This window comes from Pseudomonas xionganensis (genome assembly GCF_009763245.1).
GTDB lineage: Bacteria > Pseudomonadota > Gammaproteobacteria > Pseudomonadales > Pseudomonadaceae > Aquipseudomonas > Aquipseudomonas xionganensis.
Genome location: NZ_WKJZ01000001.1, coordinates 803,232 through 822,354, shown reverse-complemented (window position 1 = coordinate 822,354; position 19,123 = coordinate 803,232). Strand labels below are relative to the sequence as shown.

17 protein-coding genes are annotated in these 19,123 nt (G+C 63.9%); 4 read left to right on the top strand and 13 right to left on the bottom strand.

Annotated features, from left to right (window positions below):
* The 6 genes from GJV18_RS03770 to pilG form a co-directional block, all read right to left on the bottom strand.
* Positions 1–3,742: Hpt domain-containing protein (locus GJV18_RS03770; RefSeq protein ID WP_218571960.1), on the bottom strand; the 3,742-nt coding region annotated here is incomplete at its 3' end.
* Positions 3,743–3,772: 30 nt separating this feature from the next.
* Complete coding sequence (locus GJV18_RS03765) at positions 3,773–4,630, bottom strand: protein-glutamate O-methyltransferase (RefSeq protein WP_160345964.1); 858 nt, start codon at positions 4,628–4,630, stop codon at positions 3,773–3,775.
* Between the two features lie 68 nt (positions 4,631–4,698).
* A complete protein-coding gene (locus GJV18_RS03760; protein ID WP_160343379.1) occupies positions 4,699–6,744 on the bottom strand; it encodes a methyl-accepting chemotaxis protein in 2,046 nt (681 codons plus the stop codon).
* A gap of 84 nt (positions 6,745–6,828) precedes the next feature.
* Entirely contained in the window at positions 6,829–7,365 is a 537-nt protein-coding gene (locus GJV18_RS03755; protein ID WP_160343378.1) for a chemotaxis protein CheW, read from the bottom strand.
* 46 nt (positions 7,366–7,411) lie between these two features.
* Positions 7,412–7,777 (bottom strand): twitching motility response regulator PilH, encoded by a 366-nt coding sequence (gene pilH / locus GJV18_RS03750; protein ID WP_160343377.1) that lies wholly within the window; start codon positions 7,775–7,777, stop codon positions 7,412–7,414.
* A 49-nt stretch (positions 7,778–7,826) separates the two neighbouring features.
* On the bottom strand, positions 7,827–8,234 hold the full coding sequence (gene pilG, locus GJV18_RS03745) for a twitching motility response regulator PilG (protein WP_160343376.1): 408 nt from the start codon (positions 8,232–8,234) through the stop codon (positions 7,827–7,829).
* A 236-nt stretch (positions 8,235–8,470) separates the two neighbouring features.
* Here pilG and gshB point away from each other — a divergent pair, with 236 nt between their 5' ends.
* On the top strand, positions 8,471–9,439 hold the full coding sequence (gshB, locus tag GJV18_RS03740; protein WP_160343375.1) for a glutathione synthase: 969 nt from the start codon (positions 8,471–8,473) through the stop codon (positions 9,437–9,439).
* A gap of 87 nt (positions 9,440–9,526) precedes the next feature.
* Positions 9,527–10,423 carry an energy transducer TonB gene (locus tag GJV18_RS03735; RefSeq protein ID WP_160343374.1) on the top strand — a complete coding sequence of 299 codons (897 nt, stop codon included), beginning with the start codon at positions 9,527–9,529 and terminating at the stop codon, positions 10,421–10,423.
* A gap of 6 nt (positions 10,424–10,429) precedes the next feature.
* Here GJV18_RS03735 and cysQ read toward each other — a convergent pair whose 3' ends face one another.
* Together cysQ and nudE are read right to left on the bottom strand one after the other, a co-directional pair.
* Positions 10,430–11,239 carry a 3'(2'),5'-bisphosphate nucleotidase CysQ gene (gene cysQ, locus GJV18_RS03730; protein WP_178113439.1) on the bottom strand — a complete coding sequence of 270 codons (810 nt, stop codon included), beginning with the start codon at positions 11,237–11,239 and terminating at the stop codon, positions 10,430–10,432.
* Between the two features lie 23 nt (positions 11,240–11,262).
* On the bottom strand, positions 11,263–11,829 hold the full coding sequence (gene nudE, locus GJV18_RS03725) for an ADP compounds hydrolase NudE (RefSeq protein WP_160343373.1): 567 nt from the start codon (positions 11,827–11,829) through the stop codon (positions 11,263–11,265).
* A 145-nt stretch (positions 11,830–11,974) separates the two neighbouring features.
* Between nudE and yrfG the strand changes: the two genes are divergently transcribed.
* On the top strand, positions 11,975–12,634 hold the full coding sequence (gene yrfG, locus GJV18_RS03720; protein ID WP_160343372.1) for a GMP/IMP nucleotidase: 660 nt from the start codon (positions 11,975–11,977) through the stop codon (positions 12,632–12,634).
* Between the two features lie 75 nt (positions 12,635–12,709).
* Here yrfG and lysM read toward each other — a convergent pair whose 3' ends face one another.
* The 5 genes from lysM to GJV18_RS03695 form a co-directional block, all read right to left on the bottom strand.
* A complete protein-coding gene (gene lysM / locus GJV18_RS03715; RefSeq protein WP_160343371.1) occupies positions 12,710–13,144 on the bottom strand; it encodes a peptidoglycan-binding protein LysM in 435 nt (144 codons plus the stop codon).
* A gap of 130 nt (positions 13,145–13,274) precedes the next feature.
* Positions 13,275–13,712: an acyl-CoA thioesterase gene (locus GJV18_RS03710; RefSeq protein ID WP_160343370.1), complete on the bottom strand. Its 438-nt coding sequence runs from the start codon at positions 13,710–13,712 to the stop codon at positions 13,275–13,277.
* A 53-nt stretch (positions 13,713–13,765) separates the two neighbouring features.
* Complete coding sequence (locus tag GJV18_RS03705) at positions 13,766–14,929, bottom strand: iron-containing alcohol dehydrogenase (protein WP_160343369.1); 1,164 nt, start codon at positions 14,927–14,929, stop codon at positions 13,766–13,768.
* Between the two features lie 113 nt (positions 14,930–15,042).
* Complete coding sequence (locus tag GJV18_RS03700) at positions 15,043–16,833, bottom strand: acyl-CoA dehydrogenase C-terminal domain-containing protein (RefSeq protein ID WP_160343368.1); 1,791 nt, start codon at positions 16,831–16,833, stop codon at positions 15,043–15,045.
* Positions 16,830–18,071, bottom strand: coding sequence for a 3-hydroxyacyl-CoA dehydrogenase (locus tag GJV18_RS03695; RefSeq protein ID WP_160343367.1), 1,242 nt, complete (start codon positions 18,069–18,071; stop codon positions 16,830–16,832). The genes GJV18_RS03700 and GJV18_RS03695 overlap by 4 nt, the downstream gene beginning before the upstream one ends.
* Before the next feature lie 99 nt (positions 18,072–18,170).
* Between GJV18_RS03695 and GJV18_RS03690 the strand changes: the two genes are divergently transcribed.
* Complete coding sequence (locus GJV18_RS03690; protein ID WP_160343366.1) at positions 18,171–19,079, top strand: LysR family transcriptional regulator; 909 nt, start codon at positions 18,171–18,173, stop codon at positions 19,077–19,079.
* Positions 19,080–19,123: the final 44 nt, after the last annotated feature.

Genomic DNA, 19,123 nt, shown 5'->3' with positions numbered 1-19,123 from the left:
CGGCTTCGGCTTCGGCTTCGGCTTCGGCTTCGGCTTCGGCTTCGGCTTCGGCTTCAGGCTGCAGGTCGAAGCTCACTTCTTCAAGCGCGCCCGGCACAGCGTCCATTTCGATGACTTCGAGGACACTGCCATCGGCAGCAGACAGTAGCGCCAGGGCCTGCGGGTCGAGCGCTTCGCCCAGCAGAGCACGCAAGGCCTCAACCCGTTCAGGCTGCGGGCTGACTTCCAGCATGGCGGCGACCTGATCCATCATGCCGATCAGGGCTTCATGGGCTTTCTCCGCCTCATTGAAGAAGCGCTCGCTGACCCCGAGGCTGCCTTCCTGCACCGCGCCGTAAAGGTCCAGCAGGGCCTCGCACAGTTCTTCGATCTGCGGCAGCTCCGCCATTTCGGCACCACGCCCCAGGGTGGTCAGCTCGTCCAGCAGAGCACCCAACTCCTGGCGTTCGGAAGGGTTGGCATGCCAGCGACGCAGCAGATCTTCGGCGTCCAGCAGAATGTCCATGCCTTCGGCGAGGAAGATGCTGATCATCTGCGGGTCACGCTTGTTGCCACCGGCATCCTGCTCGCGGCTGCTCTCGGCATGGGCCAGGCGTTCCTGATGCAACTGCTGAACCCTTTCGAGGAAGGCGTCGGCACCCGGCAGCGGAGCCAGGGGCTGAGTTTCCAGCTGTTCCAGGCCCAGACGGAACAGCTTTTCCGCGCTGCTCAGCAGCTCGGCCTCGGCCAGATCCATGGGGATCAGGTTGCCCTTGAATTCCTTGACCAGCTTCTCCAGCGGCGCGGCAATCTCCGCTACCGGCACGATGCCGGCCATGGAGGCGCTGCCCTTGAGGGTATGCAGGGCGCGCTGCAGGTCATCGGTCACCGGCTGCGGCAGTTCCTGGGCACAATCGGCAAGGAAGCCGACCAGGGTATCCAGGTGCATTTCCGCCTCGTTGCGGAAGATTTCCAGCAACTGCGGATCAAGCCCTTCGGCCTCGGCAGCGCACTCGGCCAGCGGCGCCGGCTGCTGGGCGACGGCACTGTCGGCCTGATTCTCTGCTGTGGGCTCTTCCGCCTGCTCTGCCCCGGGCTCGCTGGCCAACGGCAGCTGACCCTTGGCCAGGGCATGGGCGGTGGCGGCCAGCTGATCGACATCATCGCGCTGACGCTGGGCATGCTGGGCGAACTCCTCGACCAGGGCCGGCATCAGCGCGATCACTTCGGCGATCACCTGCTGCACTTCGACGCCCGGCTTGACGCTGCGATCCAGCACCCGGTTGAGCAGGTTCTCGATGGACCAGGCCAGCTCGCCAATCACCAGGGCGCGAACCATGCGGCCGCTGCCCTTGAGGGTATGGAAGGCGCGCCGCACTTCGGTCAGGGCGTCCTTGTTATCGGTATCGGCACACCAGGCCGGGAAGAATTCGGCAATGGTTTCCAACACTTCGCCGGCTTCTTCGACAAAGACTTCCAGCAGCTCTTCATCCACCGGTTCTTCATCGGCCGGTGGCGGCAGCAGGCTCTGTGGCACATCGTGGGCCGGCGGGTTGATCGCCTGCACCGGCGCGGCCATCACATCGGCCATGGACAGGGGCTTCTCGACCGGTGCTTCGGGCTCGGCCGGCAGCGGCGCACTGGGCAGCTCGACATCCGGCAGCTCCAGGCTGGCCAATTCGATTTCGTCCCACTGCGCCGGGTCATCAGCGGCGTCCAGCTCAAGACTGTCCAGTGCGAGATCAGCCGGCTCATCGGCGGCGGGTGGTGCCTCGGACAGCGGCTCATCCGCAGTAACATCCAGCAACTCGAAGGCTTCGTCAGCCAGCGGCTCACTGTCGGCCTCGTCTGCCGGCGCGATGCTCTGCAGTTCGGCAAAATCGCTGCTCAGATCTGCACTCAGCTCCAGCTCGGTGGGCGCGTCCAGCTCGACTTCCGGCAGTTCCAGGACGATCTCCGCATCCGGCTCGCCTTCAGGCGCCAGGACTTCGATCTCATCCAGGGGGTTGGCCAAGGGCGAAACCGCCGGCTGCTCCGGCTCGGGAGCCGGCTCGATACGATCGAGAATCGAGGGCTTTTCCTTGAGGGCGTAACCCAGGCTTTCCAGACTTTCCTCGGCTACATCGAGGATCATCTCGCCCTGGCTGGCGTGATCTTCGGCCAGGCGCTCCAGGTAATACTCGACGCTGGTGATGGCATCGGCCAGGGTGTCGAGGTTCTGCCAGTTGGGCACGGCCTTGCGTGCCAGCAGCTGCTCCTGAATGTAACGGTTGCAGGCATTGAGCAGATCGGCCGCGCGCTGCAGGGGGATCATGGCCAGGCCGCCACGGACCTGGGTCAGCAGCTCGGGCACACGGGCCAGGTGCTCATGGTTCCACTGCGAGGCGATAAATTCGATGATGGCGTCTTTGGCCTGCTCCAGGCCGTTGCGCGCTTCCTTGATCACCAGCTGGTGGATCTGCCCGACATCGGTGGTGGGCAGATGGCTCTGTTCGTTCGGCTGATCATCGGCCGGGCCGACCATGCCGGCCAGGGTGGCCTCGACATACAGCAAGGCTCCAGCTACATCCATCAGCACGGCATCGTTGGGCTCGCCCTGCCCCTTGACCAGGCCGTTGATCACCTCCAGCTGATCGGCAATTACCTTGCGCGGCTGGGCAAAGCCGAGCACCGCCAGGGTATCGGCGATCTGCTTGAGCGGCGCGGCCAGGGCCTGTAAATCGGCCACCTGACTGCGATCACTGCGTACGAACAGATCGAGGCTGTCCTTGACCCGCACCAGCTCTTCGCAAAGGGCCGCCACCACCGAGCGCATGGCATCGCGGTCCGGCCCGGCCAGGCGGGCACGTTCCTCGTCCACCACGGCGTGGTCCGGCAGGGCATCATCCAGCCGGTAGCGTTCCTTGATCTGATTGATGCGCGGCGACTGCGCCGGCGCCTTGGCCACATAGAACAGCAGGTTCTTCAGCAGGTCGTCCGGGGCCGCCTGGTTGAGGCCGGCGGCGCCCTGGTCGAGCAGACGCTTGAGTTCCTTGTCGACCTGACGCAGCAGGGTGCGCACCGAGGTGCCGTTGCTCACGCCACCATTGGCCAGCCCTTCGACCAGGCCGGAGGCGACCTGCCACAGCGGGCCCAGGGGGGAATCCTGGCAGAGGTTCTCCAGACGGGCGAAGACCCGCGCCATATAGTTCAGGTTGGTGGGCAGATCCTGGTTACGGATCACCCCGACCAGCGCCACCTGCAGCATCTGCCGCAACTTGCGCAGCAGCGCCGGCAACTCGGCAGTGCCACGCTCGGCCAGGGTTTCGCTGGACAGGGCAGCCTGGCGCTGGGACATATCCGGGGCGAACAGGCTGGTTTCCGACAGCAGCTTCTCGCCACGGGCGGCACGCAGGTCGTTGAGCAGTGGCAACACCACCATCGGCAGGTCGCGACGAGCGGTCTGGATGCGGTCGAGGTACACCGGCAGCTGCAGAATGGCCTGCATCAGCACTTCCAGGGCTTCGGCCTGGTTGCTCACGCGGCCATCGATCAAGGCCTGGGTCAGCTGCTCCATCTCTTCGGCAAGCAGCGCGGCGCCATAGAACTCGACCATCTGCAGGGTACCCAGCACCTGATGCACATAGGTCTGGCAGAAACGCATGCGTGTTGCGTCCTGCGGGTTCTCGACGAACGCCTCCAGGGCCTGACGCGCCTGTTTCAGGGTTTCCGAGATTTCGCCCTTGACCCATTCCAGGGCGACATAATCGTGCCGATCACCCATAGCCACTCCACTCATAAACTTGGCTCTGCCTTATCCCTTGCGGGTAAACGCCAGGACTCGCTCGTCGGCCACCGGAACCAGCTCCGGATGCTGCCAACCCGCCACTTCACCCACGCCCACCACCAGCAGACCACCCGGCGCCAGGCGCTCGGCCAGGCGGTTGAGGATCTCGCGGCGCCGCCAACGGCGAAAATAGATCAGCAAGTTCTGACAAAAAATGACGTCCATACCGGACATTGGCGCCTTGGCCAGCTCCAGTACGTTGAGCCTGGCGCAACACACGCGCGCCGCCAGGCTGGGTACTACCTTGAAACGTCCATCTGCTTGTGCCAGGAAATAACGCTGGCACAAGTCCTCGTCCAATTGCTCCAGTCGCCGCGCGCCATACTGGCCGTCGCGGGCCTTGCTCAGCGCATTGAGGCTGATATCGGTACCGGTGACGCCGAAATGCGCCGCCTGCTCGGTATCGCGCAGCACTTCGGCCGCACAGATCGCCATGGAATAGGGCTCTTCGCCACTGGAGCAACCCACACTCCACAACTCCCAGGGTTTGCCCAGGCCCTGCTGCAGGCGCTCGCGCAGATAAAGGTCGAGCACCTCGAAAGACGGGCGGTGACGGAAGAAGCGGGTTTCCTGCACGGTCAGGCGATCGAGCAGCGTCGACCACTCCACCGCGCCACGCGGGCCATCGGTAACCTGGCGGTAGTAGCTGGCGTAATCGGCCACACCCAGTTCACGCATGCGCGCACTCAGGTTGGTTTGCAGGAAGGCCCGACGCCGCTCATTGAGCACCACGCCGGTACGCTCCTCCAGCAACTGCTGCCACTCACGAAACTCCGTGGCGGACATGTCCGCCAGGGGTTGCAAGGCCCATACGCCCGGCTGCATATCCCGCCCCTCGCTTAGCGCCATGGCATCGGCGCGACCACCCTGGCGGGTCGTCGCACAAAGCACGCTTAGGCCTGATCCCCACCCGGCAGGGTAAAGCCGGACACCGACTTACGCATCTCACTGGCCATCTTGGCCAGGTTACCAATGCTCTTGGCGGTGGCGGTGGTACCCGACGAAGTCTGCGAGGTAATTTCCTGAATCACGTTCATGGTGTTGGAAATATGACCAGCCGACGACGCCTGCTGACGCGCTGCGTTGGAGATGTTCTGGATCAGGGCCGCGAGGGTCTTGGATACCTTCTCGATCTCCTCCAGGGCCACCCCGGCGTCCTGCGCCAGGCGGGCACCGCGCACCACTTCGGAAGTCGTCTGCTCCATGGAGATAACGGCCTCGTTGGTGTCGGTCTGAATGGTCTTAACCAGGGCCTCGATCTGCTTGGTGGCCGCCGAGGAACGTTCCGCGAGGCGCTGTACTTCGTCCGCAACCACCGCGAAGCCGCGGCCTGCGTCACCGGCCATGGAGGCCTGGATCGCGGCGTTCAGGGCGAGGATGTTGGTCTGGTCGGCAATATCGTTAATCAGGCTAACGATGTCACCGATCTCCTGGGACGATTCACCGAGGCGCTTGATTCGCTTCGAGGTGTCCTGGATCTGCTCACGGATGTTATCCATGCCGGTGATGGTGTTGTGTACGACTTCGTTGCCCTTGTTGGCGATGGCTACGGAACGTTCCGCTACCGCGGAGGATTCCGCGGCGTTGGCCGATACCTGGTCAATCGACACGGCCATTTCGTTGATCGCCGCCGAGGCCCCGGCAATTTCCTGGGCCTGGTGCTCGGAGGCTTCGGCCAGGTGCATCGCCGTGGCCTGGGTTTCCTGGGCCGCACCGGCTACCTGAACGGCGGTCAGGTTGATGGTGGCAACCAGGTCGCGCAGCTGGTCAATGGAGTAGTTGATGGAGTCGGCGATGGCACCGGTGAAATCCTCGGTTACCGTCGCGGCCACGGTCAGGTCACCGTCGGCGAGGTCGGCGATTTCATCGAGCAGTCGCAGAATCGCCGCCTGGTTACGTTCGTTCTTCTCGGCGGTCGAGGCCAGGCGGCGGTTGGTTTCCCGCACCATGACCAGACCGATCAGGATGATCGAACCCAGTGCCAGGGCACCCAGCACATAACCGATCAGGGTATTCAGGGCGCGGCCTGCAGCCTGGTCGTCAAAGCCCTTGGCCAGGTCGGAGGCCTGATCCAGCAGCGTCTGCGACACGGTAAAGATGACGTTGGCCGATTCACGAACCTGGAACAGTTCGGGCGAGGTTTCCAGGATCTCGTCCACCGAGCCGGAGACGAACTCGAACAGCTCGGAAATCTCGGCCAGACGCTCCAGTGCTTCTTCGTCTGTTACCTGGCTGATTTCCATCGCCGCGTTGCCTTCCAGCATCGCATTGAGTACACGGCCGAACAGGCTGGCGTCGCGGCCAAACATGTCGGCGGCCTGTACCGAGTCCTGGTCACCGGCCAACACCTTGTTCACCGAGCCGAGAATACGTTCGGCCAGCAGCGACTGACGCTGGGCCACCGATACCTGGGCGGCTGGCGCACCACTTTCCAGCAGGATGTCGACCACTTCCTCGTACTCGACCTGCAACTGCGGAATGGTTTCCGCCAGGGTGGCGGCTACCTGGTGCAGGGACAGTACGGTCTGTTCGTTGGCCAGAATGGCGTCGGTGTTGCGACGCAGGGTATCCCAGTCTTTCTGCACCGCGCTCATCTGCGCCTGCAGCGACTCGGGTGCCGGCGGCAAGCCGGTTTCCTCGCTGCCGTCGGTGAGGATATTCCAGCGCGCCTGGAAGTCGTTGCGAGCATCACGCAGCAGGCCGAAGGCCTCGCCGGTACCGGCGGCGGCTTCCGTGGAGTTCTTGGCGATACGCTGGGACAGTACGCGCAGCTCACCGGCGTGACCGATGTATTCCGTGTCGTAGTTGGACTGGGTGTTGATGTAAGCAAAGTTGGCAAACAACAGCACGATGGACACGATCAGGACAATAAACAGCCCCAGAATCAGTGTGCTGCTGCGCGTACCCGCGAACAAATTACCTGCGTTTAGTTTTTTCATTTACAGGCCCCCGCCTGGACCGACCGCACTACGGTTCCCATATAACGCCAAAAGGCCGGCAACGCCGACCCCACCGAAAAACGCTTAACTTGCAACATCGAGAAACCCCTGATTACGCGCCAGCGCATGCGGGCTGAACACCAACCAGGGCTGCTCACGCTGAAAGACACCATGAATGAAAGGAGCGATGGCCGCTTCAAGCGGCGGCAGCTGCTCGGAGAAGGTATCCACCGGAAAATGCTGCATGCCGAAGACTTCGTCCACCGTCAGGCCGGCGAAGACTTCCTGATAGTCGACCACCAAGACCCGCCGCTTCTTGCGCAGCGGCGACAGCTCGCTGCCAAAGAAGCCGCACAGATCCATCACCGGCAGCAGACGACCGCGCACGTTGGCCACGCCCTTGACCCAGCTTTTCACCCCAGGCAGCAGGGTGTGCCGCGGCTCATGCAGCACCTCGCCCACTTCCCCCATGGGAGCAACGAAATAGCGATCACCCATACGAAAGCCTATGCCGCTCCAGCTCTGCACCATTTCCTGCTGCGAAGGCAGGCCAGCGGCCAGGGAGCGGCACAGGCGATCAATATCGAGAAGGGATTGAAAAGGAGTTTGCGTGTCCGGCATGCCTGCTGCGGCCTTATTCTTATTTAATCGCGGACTGGCACGGCATTCAGCCGGCCAATACCGCATTCAGGGTTTTTACCAGGGTGGCCTCGTCGACCGGCTTGGTCAGATAGTCCTTGGCGCCCTGGCGCTTGCCCCAGACGCGGTCGGTTTCCTGATCCTTGGTGGTGACAATGATCACCGGGATGTGACTGGTATCGGCATCTTTGGTCAGCTGGCGGGTCGCCTGGAAACCATTGAGGCCTGGCATGACGATGTCCATCAGCACCGCATCGGGCTTTTCCTGGCGCGCCAGGGCGACGCCGTCGGCGCCATTTTCAGCCTTGAGCACCTGATGACCATGCTTTTCCAGCATGGCAGTCAGCTTGTACATCTCGGTGGGAGAGTCATCAACAATCAGAATTCGAGCCATGGTGTTTTTCCAATACTGTAAGAAGCGCCTGCAACTACTCAGGCAGGCGTCAGGAGGCTTGCTCCACCGGCGTAAACTCGGGCACATGGGTCTTGATCGCGCCTAGCAGCTCTTCCTTGCTGAACGGCTTGGTCAGGTACTGATCCGAGCCGACAATGCGCCCCTTGGCCTTGTCGAACAGGCCGTCCTTGGAGGACAGCATGATCACCGGAGTGGATTTGAATGCGCTGTTGTTCTTGATCAGGGCACAGGTCTGATAGCCGTCGAGTCGCGGCATCATGATATCGACAAAGATGATATTGGGATGGGTGTCAGCGATTTTTGCCAAGGCATCGAAGCCATCGACTGCAGTGATCACTTCGCAGCCCACCTTTTTCAGCAGGGTTTCTGCGGTACGACGAATCGTTTTCGAGTCGTCGATCACCATTACCCTCAAACCCTCGGAATGCTGTTCCATTTTTGCCCTACCATCGCCTCGGTGAGTCGTTATTTTAGCGTTATATCAGTGCGCTCAAGGCCCTGTCACCGACGGGCTACAACCCAATCGTCATGCCTTTTTAGCACAGACTCCTGACGCAATCTATAAGCCATGCAAGCCAAGGTTTTCCCTTGACCGTCCGTTTCGGCAGCGCCACCCTGGCAGCCATTGCAACTTCCCGCCCCACTTCAGCTCACGCTTTCCGGAGATTCACCATGAGCATCCGCCTCGGCATCGTCATGGACCCTATCGCGCAGATCAACTTCAAGAAGGACAGCTCCCTGGCCATGCTGCTGGCGGCCCAGGCGCGCGGCTGGTCACTGTTCTATATGGAGCAGAAGGATCTCTATCAACAACAGGGCCAGGCCCACGCCCGACTGTCTCAGCTTAGCGTATTCAACGACGCCCAGCGCTGGTTCGAACTGGGCCCCGAACAGGACATGCCGCTCAGCGAACTGGATGTGATCCTGATGCGCAAGGATCCGCCCTTCGACAACGAATTCGTCTACTCCACCTACCTGCTGGAGCAGGCCGAACAGGCCGGCGTGCTGGTGGTCAACCGACCGCAGAGCCTGCGCGACTGCAATGAGAAGTTCTTCGCCACCCAGTTCAGTGCTTACACCCCACCGACGCTGGTCAGTCGCCGGGCCGACATTCTGCGGGAATTCGCCCAGAAGCACCGTGACATCATTCTCAAACCCCTCGATGGCATGGGCGGTTCGCAGATCTTTCGCCACCGCGAGGGCGACCCCAACCTCTCGGTGATTCTGGAAACCCTGACCCTGCACGGCCAGCAGCAGATCATGGCGCAGGGTTATCTGCCGGCGATCAAGGACGGCGACAAGCGCATCCTGATGATCGACGGTGAGCCCATCCCCTATTGCCTGGCACGCATCCCGGCAGCCGGCGAGACCCGCGGCAACCTGGCCGCAGGCGGGCGTGGCGAGGCGCGCCCACTGAGCGCGCGTGATTGCGAGATTGCCGCGGCCGTGGGGCCGACGCTCAAAGACAAGGGCCTGATCTTTGTCGGCCTGGATGTGATCGGCGAACACCTGACGGAGATCAACGTCACCAGCCCCACCTGTATCCGCGAGATTGATGCAGCCTACGACACCCGCATCGGTGAGCGCCTGATGGACTGCATTGCCAGCAAGCTGGCCAGCCGCAACCCGGCAAAAGCTTGACCCAGGTGGCAGCCTGACGCATGTCGCTTGCAGCCTGGCGGCCGATGCCGGCAGACTGCGCGACACCTTGAGTCGATCCGAACGCGCATGAACGCAGCCGCCACTATTCCCGAACTGTCCAGCCCCCGCGCCGGCCCCGCCGACCGCCTGGGCTTCACCCTGTTTATGGCCGCGGCCCTGCACGCCGCCCTGATTCTCGGCCTGGGCTTTACCCTGGCCGAGCCCGGACAGGTGAGCAAGACCCTGGAAGTCACCCTGGCCACCTTCAAGAGTGACGAAAAGCCCAAGGACGCCGACTTTATCGCTCAGGACAACCAGCAGGGCAGCGGCACCCTGGAGCACAAGGCGGCGCCCAAGACCACCGAGCAGGCACTGTTTCAGGACAGCCAGGTCAAACGCGTCACGCCCCCCGCCGCGCCGCAGCAACCGGCCGCACGCCAGGAAGCGCCGAAGGCGGCCGTGGCCACCCGTGCGCCGCAACAACAGAAGACCCCGGTCAAGCAGGAAGAAAGCAAACCCACGCCCCAGGTGCGCCCTGCGCCGGTATTCAACAGCGCCCAGCTCTCGGCAGAGATCGCCAGCCTGGAAGCCGAACTGGCCCAGGAGGTGCAGCAGTACGCCAAACGGCCGAAGATCCACCGCCTCAACGCCGCCTCGACCATGCGCGACAAGGGCGCCTGGTACAAGGATGAATGGCGCAAGAAGGTCGAACGCATCGGCAACCTGAATTATCCGGACGAAGCCCGGCGCCAGGGTATCTACGGCAGCCTGCGCCTGCTGGTGTCGATCAATCGCGATGGCACCCTGTTCGAGGTGCAGGTGCTGGAGTCATCCGGTCAACAGGTGCTGGATCAGGCCGCGCTGCGCATCGTACGCCTGGCCGCGCCCTTCGCCCCCTTTACCGGTGACCTGGTGGATGTCGACCGCCTGGAAATCATCCGCACCTGGCGCTTCGAGCGCGGCGACCGGCTGTCCAGCCAGTAACCGCGTCTAATCCAGGGCTCGGGCCAGCTGGATCAACTCGGTACGCCACTCGGCGCCCGCCGGCAGGGCCAGAAAGGACGGGTTGAGCAGGGACTCACGGGCGTCATAGCCAAGCACTTCCCCCCGGAGATCGAGTACTTCGCCACCCGCCCCTTCCAGCACACCCTGGGCGGCGGCGGTGTCCCACTGCGAGGTAGGGGCCAAACGCGGGTAGCAGTCGGCATTGCCCTCGGCCAGCAGACAGAACTTCAGCGAACTGCCGACACTGGCCAGTTGCAGGTCGCCAAAACGCTCGCTCAGCCCCTCTACCAGCCGCTCCTGAGCCGGGCTGGAATGGCGCCGGCTGGCCACCAGGGTAAAGGCCTCCTCCGGCGCCAGGCGTACACCGATGGCCGCAGGCTCACCGTCCGCCGCCACTCGCCAGGCACCCAGGCCGGCACCGCCGTAGTAGCAGCGCCCACTGGCCGGAATACCGACCACGCCAAAGACCACCCGCCCCTGTTCGATCAGCGCCACGTTGACGGTGAATTCCTCTGAGCCTGCAATAAACTCCTTGGTGCCATCCAGCGGATCCACCAGCCACCAGCGCGACCACTGCGCACGGGTCGCCAGGGGAATATCCACCGCCTCCTCGGATAGCACCGGAATGCTCGGGTCGAGGGCAACCAGGCCGGCATCGAGAATATGGTGAGCGGCCATATCGGCGATGGTCACCGGCGAGGCATCGGCCTTCTCGGTAACCGTTACATCGTTGCGCCAGTGCGGCAGGATCGCTGCCCCGGCCTGGCGCACCAGATCCAGCACGGCGGGCAGCAGGGGATGACTGTTCAGGGGCGAGTTCACAGGCTAAAGGCTCCACGCTGCATCAAGAGGTCACGGGCCAGATAGAGGGCCGCCAGGGCGCGGCCTTCACTGAACTGCGGGTGCTGGATCAGGCTGGACAGCTCACGCAGGCTGACCTTGTCGACCCGCATCGGCTCGGGCTCATCACCCGGCAGGCGCTCTTCAAAGAGATCCTGGGCCAACACCACCTGAATCTTCTGGCTCATATAGCCCGGTGACAGGCTCAGCTCGGCCAGGTGTTCCAAGTGGCGAGCTCCGAGGCCGGCCTCTTCCTTGAGTTCGCGATTGGCCGCCGCCAGGACGTCCTCACCCGGTTCGATCAGGCCCTTGGGCAGCGACAGCTGATAGTCGTCGGTGCCGCCACAATACTCTTCCACCAGCACCGCGTGCTCGCCATCGAGCATCGCCACCACCATCACCGCCCCATAGCCGACACCCTTGCCCACCAGGCGTTCGTAGGTGCGCTCCACGCCATTGGAAAAACGCAGCTGCAGCTCCTCGACACGGAACAGGCGACTGCTGGCAACGATCTCGCGGGCAAGCACGGTGGGTTTTTCACGCATGGGTGGCTCCGGGGCTGGGCGTTGAACAGGCTTGTGACGGGTTATCATAACGCGGCTGGTCGGATTATCCCCGGCACAGATTGCGTGATCACGACGATAACGCCACGAAGCGCGACACCCCGCACAACCCGACCGGACACTTGCCATGCTGCTGCCCTGGAACACCATCGACACCGTGCTGCTGGATATGGACGGCACCCTGCTCGACCTGCACTTCGACAACCACTTCTGGCTCAAACACCTGCCCCAGCGCTATGCCGAGCACCACGGGGTCAGCCTTGAACTGGCCGAAGCCGAGCTGCTGCCGCTGTTCCGCCAGCACGCCGGCACCCTCAACTGGTACTGCACGGATTTCTGGAGCCGCGAACTCAAGCTGTCGATCCGCGACCTGAAACACGAAGTCGCCCACCTGATCGCCCTGCGCCCGGATGCCGACCTCTTTATTCAGGCGCTGCGCAAAGCAGGCAAGCAGGTGGTGCTGATCACCAACGCCCACCGCGACTCACTGTCGCTGAAGCTGGAGCGCATCGAACTGGCGCCCTATTTCGATCGTCTGATCAGTTCCCACGACTACGGTTTCCCCAAGGAAGACCAGCAGTTCTGGCATGCCCTGCAGCAGGACATCGAGTTTGCGCCTGAACGCAGCCTGTTTATCGATGACAGCCTGCCGATCCTGCGCAGCGCCGCGCGCTTTGGCGTTGCCCAACTGCTCGCCGTGCGCCAGCCGGACAGCCAGGCCGGACCCAAGGACACCGAGGAGTTCGCAGCAGTCGAAGACTACCGCGCCCTATTGCAGGGGCTGTAGGGTGGCAAAGCGCGAAGCGCTTTCCACCTGTGGCCGCCGCAGCCCCCTCCGGCAGATGTAAACGCGACAACCGCTCTACGGAATGCGCAGCACCTGACCCGGATAGATCTTGTCCGGGTGGCTGAGCATCGGTTTGTTGGCCTCGAAGATTTGCGGATAGGCATTGGCGTTGCCGTATTCGGCCTTGGCAATCGCACTGAGGGTATCGCCCTTCTTCACCGTCACAAAGCGCGCCGCCGGAGCGGGCGTGGCCACGCTGATATGGTCTTCCACTTCGGCGACACCGGCCACGTTGCCCAGGGCCAGAAGAATTTTCTCCTTCTCTTCCTGGCTGGCCACTTCGCCTCGGGCAATGACCTTCTCGCCCTCAACACTGACCTGAATATTGGGGTTGCCCAAACCCACCTTGGCCACATGCGCCGTCAGTGATTCGGCGGCCTGCGCCTCATTCCCTACCAGCGATTCCCACAGTTTGACACCCGCCTCTTTGACAAAAGCAAACATACTCATGCGCAATCCTCTGCTATCGATCAATCCGACAGACCTGAATTGGCCTGCCGTCGGTGAGTCTAGACAGAGTTTCCCAGCTTGGGACTGAGCGCCAACAAATCGCCGACTGACGCCTGCACGCTTTGCCGTCTCAGACAGGCACCAACAATGCGGCCAGGGCTGTCCGCAAGCGCTCGGGAATGCTCACCGGCCGGTTGCTGGCACGGTCGACAAAGACGTGAACAAAGCGCCCCGCCGCACAGGCCTCGTTCTCCCCGGCCTTGAACACCGCCAGCTCGTACTGCACCGAGCTATTACCCAGCTTGCCGACGCGCAGCCCCACCTCGACGGCCTCGGGAAAGGCGATGGAGGCGAAGTAGTCGCACGCCGAACTGACCACAAAACCCACCACCTCGCCGTTGTGGATATCCAGGCCACCGACCTCGATCAGGTAGGTGTTCACCGCGCTGTCGAAGTAGCTGTAGTAGGTGACGTTATTGACGTGGCCATAGAGGTCATTGTCGTGCCAGCGCGTGGTGATCGCCTGGAAGTGACGGTAGTCGCTGCGTAGATGCTGGGGTTGGCTCATCGATAGTCCTTGGGTTATCTCGGTGCGCGCGGCGCACCAATGGCAATCTCGTTTCAGTAGGCCGCCTGGTAGATGGCCAGGGCCTGCTCCTGGTTGATTTCGCGCGGGTTATTGACCAGCAGGCGCTGCTGCAGCATGGCGTCCGCCGCCAGGGTCGGCAACAGCGCCTCGCTCACCCCGGCATCGCGCAAGCGCGTGGGCAGACCACTGCGCAGGCTGAAGCCGACCAGCGCCTCAATCAGTTGCTCGGTTTGCTCCAGGGCACTGCCGGCGCGCAGCTGCGCCCCCAGCACCAGCGGCGCCAGCTCGGCGTATAGCGGCGCAGCCGCCGGCGCATTGAAGGCCAGCACTTGGGGCAGTACCAGGGCGTTGGACAGCCCATGGGGAATATGGCAATGCCCGCCCAGCGGATAGGCCAGGGCATGCACCGCTGCCACCGGGGCGTTGGCGAAGGCCTGGCCGGCCAGGCAGGCGCCGAGCAGCATGGCCTGACGCGCGTCGCGATCAGAGCCGTCCTGCACCACCCTATCCAGATTGGCCGCCAGCAAACGCAGGGCCTCGCGGGCCAGCAGATCGGACAGCGGGTTTTTCTTCAGCGCGCTGGTGTAGGCCTCGATGGCATGCACCATGGCATCGATACCGGTGGCGGCGCTCACCGCCGGTGGCAGACCGAGGGTCAGGTCGGCGTCGAGCAGGGCCAGATCCGGCAGCAGCAGCGGTGAGACCACGCCCATCTTGGTCGTCTCACCGGTGGTGACGATGGCAATAGGCGTCACCTCGGAGCCGGTGCCGGCGGTGGTCGGCACCTGGATCAGCGGCAGCCGCCGCCCCCGGGCATTGCCCACGCCATAGAGCTCGCCCAGGCCCTGGTCACAGTCCGGATGGGCCAGCAGCGCCACCAGCTTGGCCACGTCCATGGAGCTGCCACCGCCAAAGCCGACCAGCAACTCAACCTGCAGCTCACGGGCCTGGGCCACGGCATCCAGCACCACGGCCTCGGGTGGATCGGCTACGACCCGGTCGAATACCTGCACAGCCATGTCGGCGCGGGCAAAACCCGCCAGCACGGCATCGAGCAGCCCCAGGCGGGCGATCCCGGGGTCAGTGACGATCAGCACGCGGCGGGCGCCGCGCTCGCGACAGAGTTCGGCCAGACGCACGGCCGCGCCGGCTTCGCAGAGGATCTGCGCGGTGGTGGCGAAGCTAAATGGGTGCATGGGGTGCTCCTCTTGTTATTCGATACAATTCGGTGCGCCCGGCGCACCCTAAGGGTTTATGCACAGGGTGCGCCTCCTATGTAGGGTGCGCCGTGCGCACCAACAGTTCGCCGTTAAAACGCAAAACTCTCCTCAGGCATCGCCATCAGGCACTGCGCACCGCCCAACAACGCCTCGCGGTGGCCGCTGGCGCGCGGCAGCACGCGGCGCAGGTAGAACGCGGCGCAGTCCAGCTTGGCCTGATAGAAGGCCACCTCCTGAGTACCCGCGTCCAGCGCATCCTGTGCCCGGGCGGCCGCCTGCAACCAGAAACCGGCCAGCAGTACATAGGCCGAATACTGGAGAAAGTCCACCGAAGTGGCGCCGATCTCCTGGGCATCGCGCTGGCAGGCCGCGATCACCTCGGTACTCAGCTCACGCCATTCGCCCAGGCGCGCCTGTACCAGACTGGCCATCTGCGCCAGAACCGGACGGGGCAGCTGCGTCTCGCACAGCGCGCTAAATTCGGCCTGCAGCGCACTCAATTCGGCGCCGCCGTCAAACAGCAGCTTGCGCCGGATATAGTCCAGCGCCTGGATACCGTTGGTGCCCTCGTACAGCTGGGTGATGCGGCTGTCGCGCATCAACTGCTCCATGCCCCATTCGCGGATATAGCCATGGCCGCCATAGACCTGCACACCCAGGCTGGCCACTTCCTGGCCCATATCGGTACAGAAGGCCTTGACGATGGGAATCAGCAGCGCCGCACGCCTGCCGGCTGCCTTGCGCGCCTCGGGCGAAGCGGCGCCGTGCTCCAGGTCGAGCTGCCGCGCGGTATAGGCGGCGAGCATGCGGCAGCCTTCCACCAGGGTCTTCTGGGTCAGCAACATGCGCCGCACATCCGGATGCACAATGATCGGATCGGCCGGTTTGTCGGCGGCCTGCACACCGCTCAGACCGCGAGATTGCAGACGCTCCCGGGCGTAGCGCAAGGCGCCCTGGAAGGCGGCCTCGGCGATACCCACCCCCTGCAGACCGACCTGAAAGCGCGCGTCGTTCATCATGGTGAACATGCAGGCCAGGCCCTGGTTGGCCTCGCCGATCAACCAGCCCGTGGCGCCGTCGAAGTTCATCACACAGGTGGAGGCGCCCTTGATGCCCATCTTGTGTTCGAGGGCACCGCAGCTCAGGGCATTGCGCGCGCCCGGCGTGCCATCGGCCGCGGCAATAAACTTGGGCACCAGCAGCAGCGAAATACCCTTCACGCCCGCCGGTGCATCGGGCAGACGCGCCAGCACCAGATGAATGATGTTCTCCGACAGATCCTGCTCACCGCCGCTGATAAAGATCTTGCTGCCCGTGACCTTGTAGCTGCCATCGGCCTGGGGCTCGGCGCGGGTGCGCAGCAGGGCCAGGTCGGTGCCGGCCTGGGGTTCGGTCAGGCACATGGTGCCGCTCCAGCGGCCGCTGACCATTTTTTCCAGATAGGCCTGCCTGAGCGTTTCGCTGCCGTGCTTGTGCAGCGCCAGCACAGCACCTTCGGTCAGCCCGGAGTAGACGCGAAAGGACAGTGAGGCGCTCATCAGCATCTCGTGGAAGGCAAAGCTGACCAGCTGCGGGAAACCCTGGCCGCCATATTCCAGCGGCCCGGTCATGCTCGCCCAGCCGTTGTCCACGTACTGCCGGTAGGCCTCGGCAAAGCCTTTGGGTGTGGTCACCGCGCCGTCCACCAGTTGGCAGCCCTGCTCATCGCTATTGCGGTTGAGCGGGGCAATCTCGCCGGCGGCAAAGGCCGCGGCCTCCTCCAGCACGCCGTCGATCAGCTCGCGATCCAGGCCGTTGCCCAGGCGCTCGCAGTGAGCGGCGGCATCGAACAGTTCGTGCAGCACAAAGCGCATCTCACGCAGGGGCGCCTGATAGCTCATACCCGGCCCTCCTGCACATCCGCGAAACGCTTGCCATCGGCAACCAGCCGCTCGATCAACGGCGCCGCCTGCCAGTGCTCGCCTAAGCGGGCCTGCAGGGTGCCGAGACGATCGAGGATGGCGCCCAGGCCCTGGCCGTCGGCCCAGTTCATGGGCCCGCCCTGGTCCATGGGGAAGCCGTAGCCGTTGAGGTAGACCAGGTCGATATCTGCACTACTGCGGGCAATGCCCTCTGCGAGAATCTTCGCCCCCTCGTTGACCAGGGCCAGCAGGCAGCGTTCAAGAACTTCCGCGTCAGTGATCGCGCGGCGGGCAAAGCCCAGCTGCTCGGCCACCTGCAGCACCAGGGCGTCCACCGCCGGGTCATGCAGCGCCTCACGGCTGCCCTCGGCATAGCGGTAATATCCCAGTCCGACCTTCTGCCCGAAGCGGCCCAGGCCGCACAGCCGATTATCCACCTGCACCGCCACATCATCCTGGCCACGGCCGGCCAATTCGCGGGCGCGCCACTCCAGGTCGATGCCGACCACGTCGTACATGCGGAACGGGCCCATGGCAAAACCGAAGGCCTGCAGGGCGGCGTCCACCTGTTGCGGCAAGGCACCTTCGAGCAGCAGCATGCGTGCCTCGCGCACATAGGTATGCAGCATACGGTTGCCGATAAAGCCGTGGCAGTTGCCGGCCACCACCGCCACCTTACCGATGCGCTCGCCCAGGGCCAGGGCCGCGTCCAGCACCGCCGGGGCTGTCCTGGCGCCGCGCACGATTTCCAGCAGTTTCATGATGTGCGCCGGGCTGAAGAAATGCAGGCCCAGGACCTGCTCGGGCCGCGCCGTCACGGCGGCGATGGCGTCGATATCCAGCGCCGAGGTGTTGCTGGCCAGGATCGCCGAAGGTTTCAGCACGGCATCCAGTTCGCGAAAGATGCGCTGCTTGAGTTCGAGGTTTTCGTATACCGCTTCGATCAGCAGATCGACCCCGGCCAGGGCCGCATAGTCCGTCACCGGGGTTACCCGAGCCAGGCGCGCGGCGGCGTCCTGCTCGCTGATACGCCCGCGCTGCACCTGCTGGGCATTGGTCTGCGCCACCAGGGTCAGGCCCTGGTCGAGCACCTGCGGGTTGTTATCCAGCCACAACACCGGGATGCCGGCGTTGACCAGGCTCATCACGATACCGCGGCCCATGGTGCCGGCACCGATCACCGCGGCCTGGTTGAGGGTAAAAGCAGGGTGGGTCATCGCAACGCCTCCGGGACGAGAAAAAATCAATCGCCCGCCACCTTATGCAAGACGCTACTATTTTTGAAATTTAGTCTTGTGATACGTCATATTCGCCCAATGAATAGCCAGAACTTCGACCTCAACCTGCTGCGCGTCTTCGATGCCCTGATGCGTGAGCAGAATGTCTCCCGCGCTGCCGAGCGCCTGGCCCTGAGCCAGCCGGCGGTGAGCAATGCCCTGGGGCGCCTGCGCGAGCTGCTGGACGACCCGCTGCTGGTACGGGTCGGCCGGCGCATGCGCCCGACGCCCCGCGCCCTGGCCCTGGAAGGGCCGATTCGCAGCGCCCTGCAGCAGATCGAACAGAGTGTCGGCGCCAGCGAGGCCTTCGACCCGGCCAGCAGCCGCCAGCGTTTCTGCATCGCCGTCACCGACTACGTCGAGCAACTGTGCATGCCGCGCCTGCTGCAACAACTGGGCGAACAGGCGCCGGCCATGCGTATCGATATCCGCCACCTCAGCCCCAGCCTGCCGGCCGAAGCCCTGGACCGTGGCGAGCTGGATCTGGTGCTGGGCCGCTTCGATGAAGTGCCGGCGCGCTTTGCCCGCCAGCACTGGCTCAGCGAGACCCTGCTGCTGGCCCTGCGCCGCGACCATCCCCTGGCGACAGGCAGCATGGACCTGCCGCGCTTTCTGCAACTGCGCCATCTCTGGGTGCATGGCGGCCAGACCCGCGGCATGGTCGACCAGTGGCTCGGCGAACAGGGCCTGTGCCGGCAGATCGCCTACAGCACGCCGAACTACCTGCAGGCGGCCCATATCGTCGCCGGCAGTGAACTGGCCGCGGTGTTGCCCAGCCAGCTGGCCCGGTATTTCGCCAGCCTGCTGCCCCTGCAGCTGTTCGAGCTGCCCTTCGCCCTCGGCCCCTTCCACCTGGAGATGGTCAGCCTGGTCCAGCGCCAGCGCGAACCGGCCCTGCACTGGCTGATGACACAGATCGCCGCCATCGGGCAAAGCGCCCCGGTGTAATGCCACAGGCTTTCTATACTCAGGGGACGAAAAACGGAGGTGGC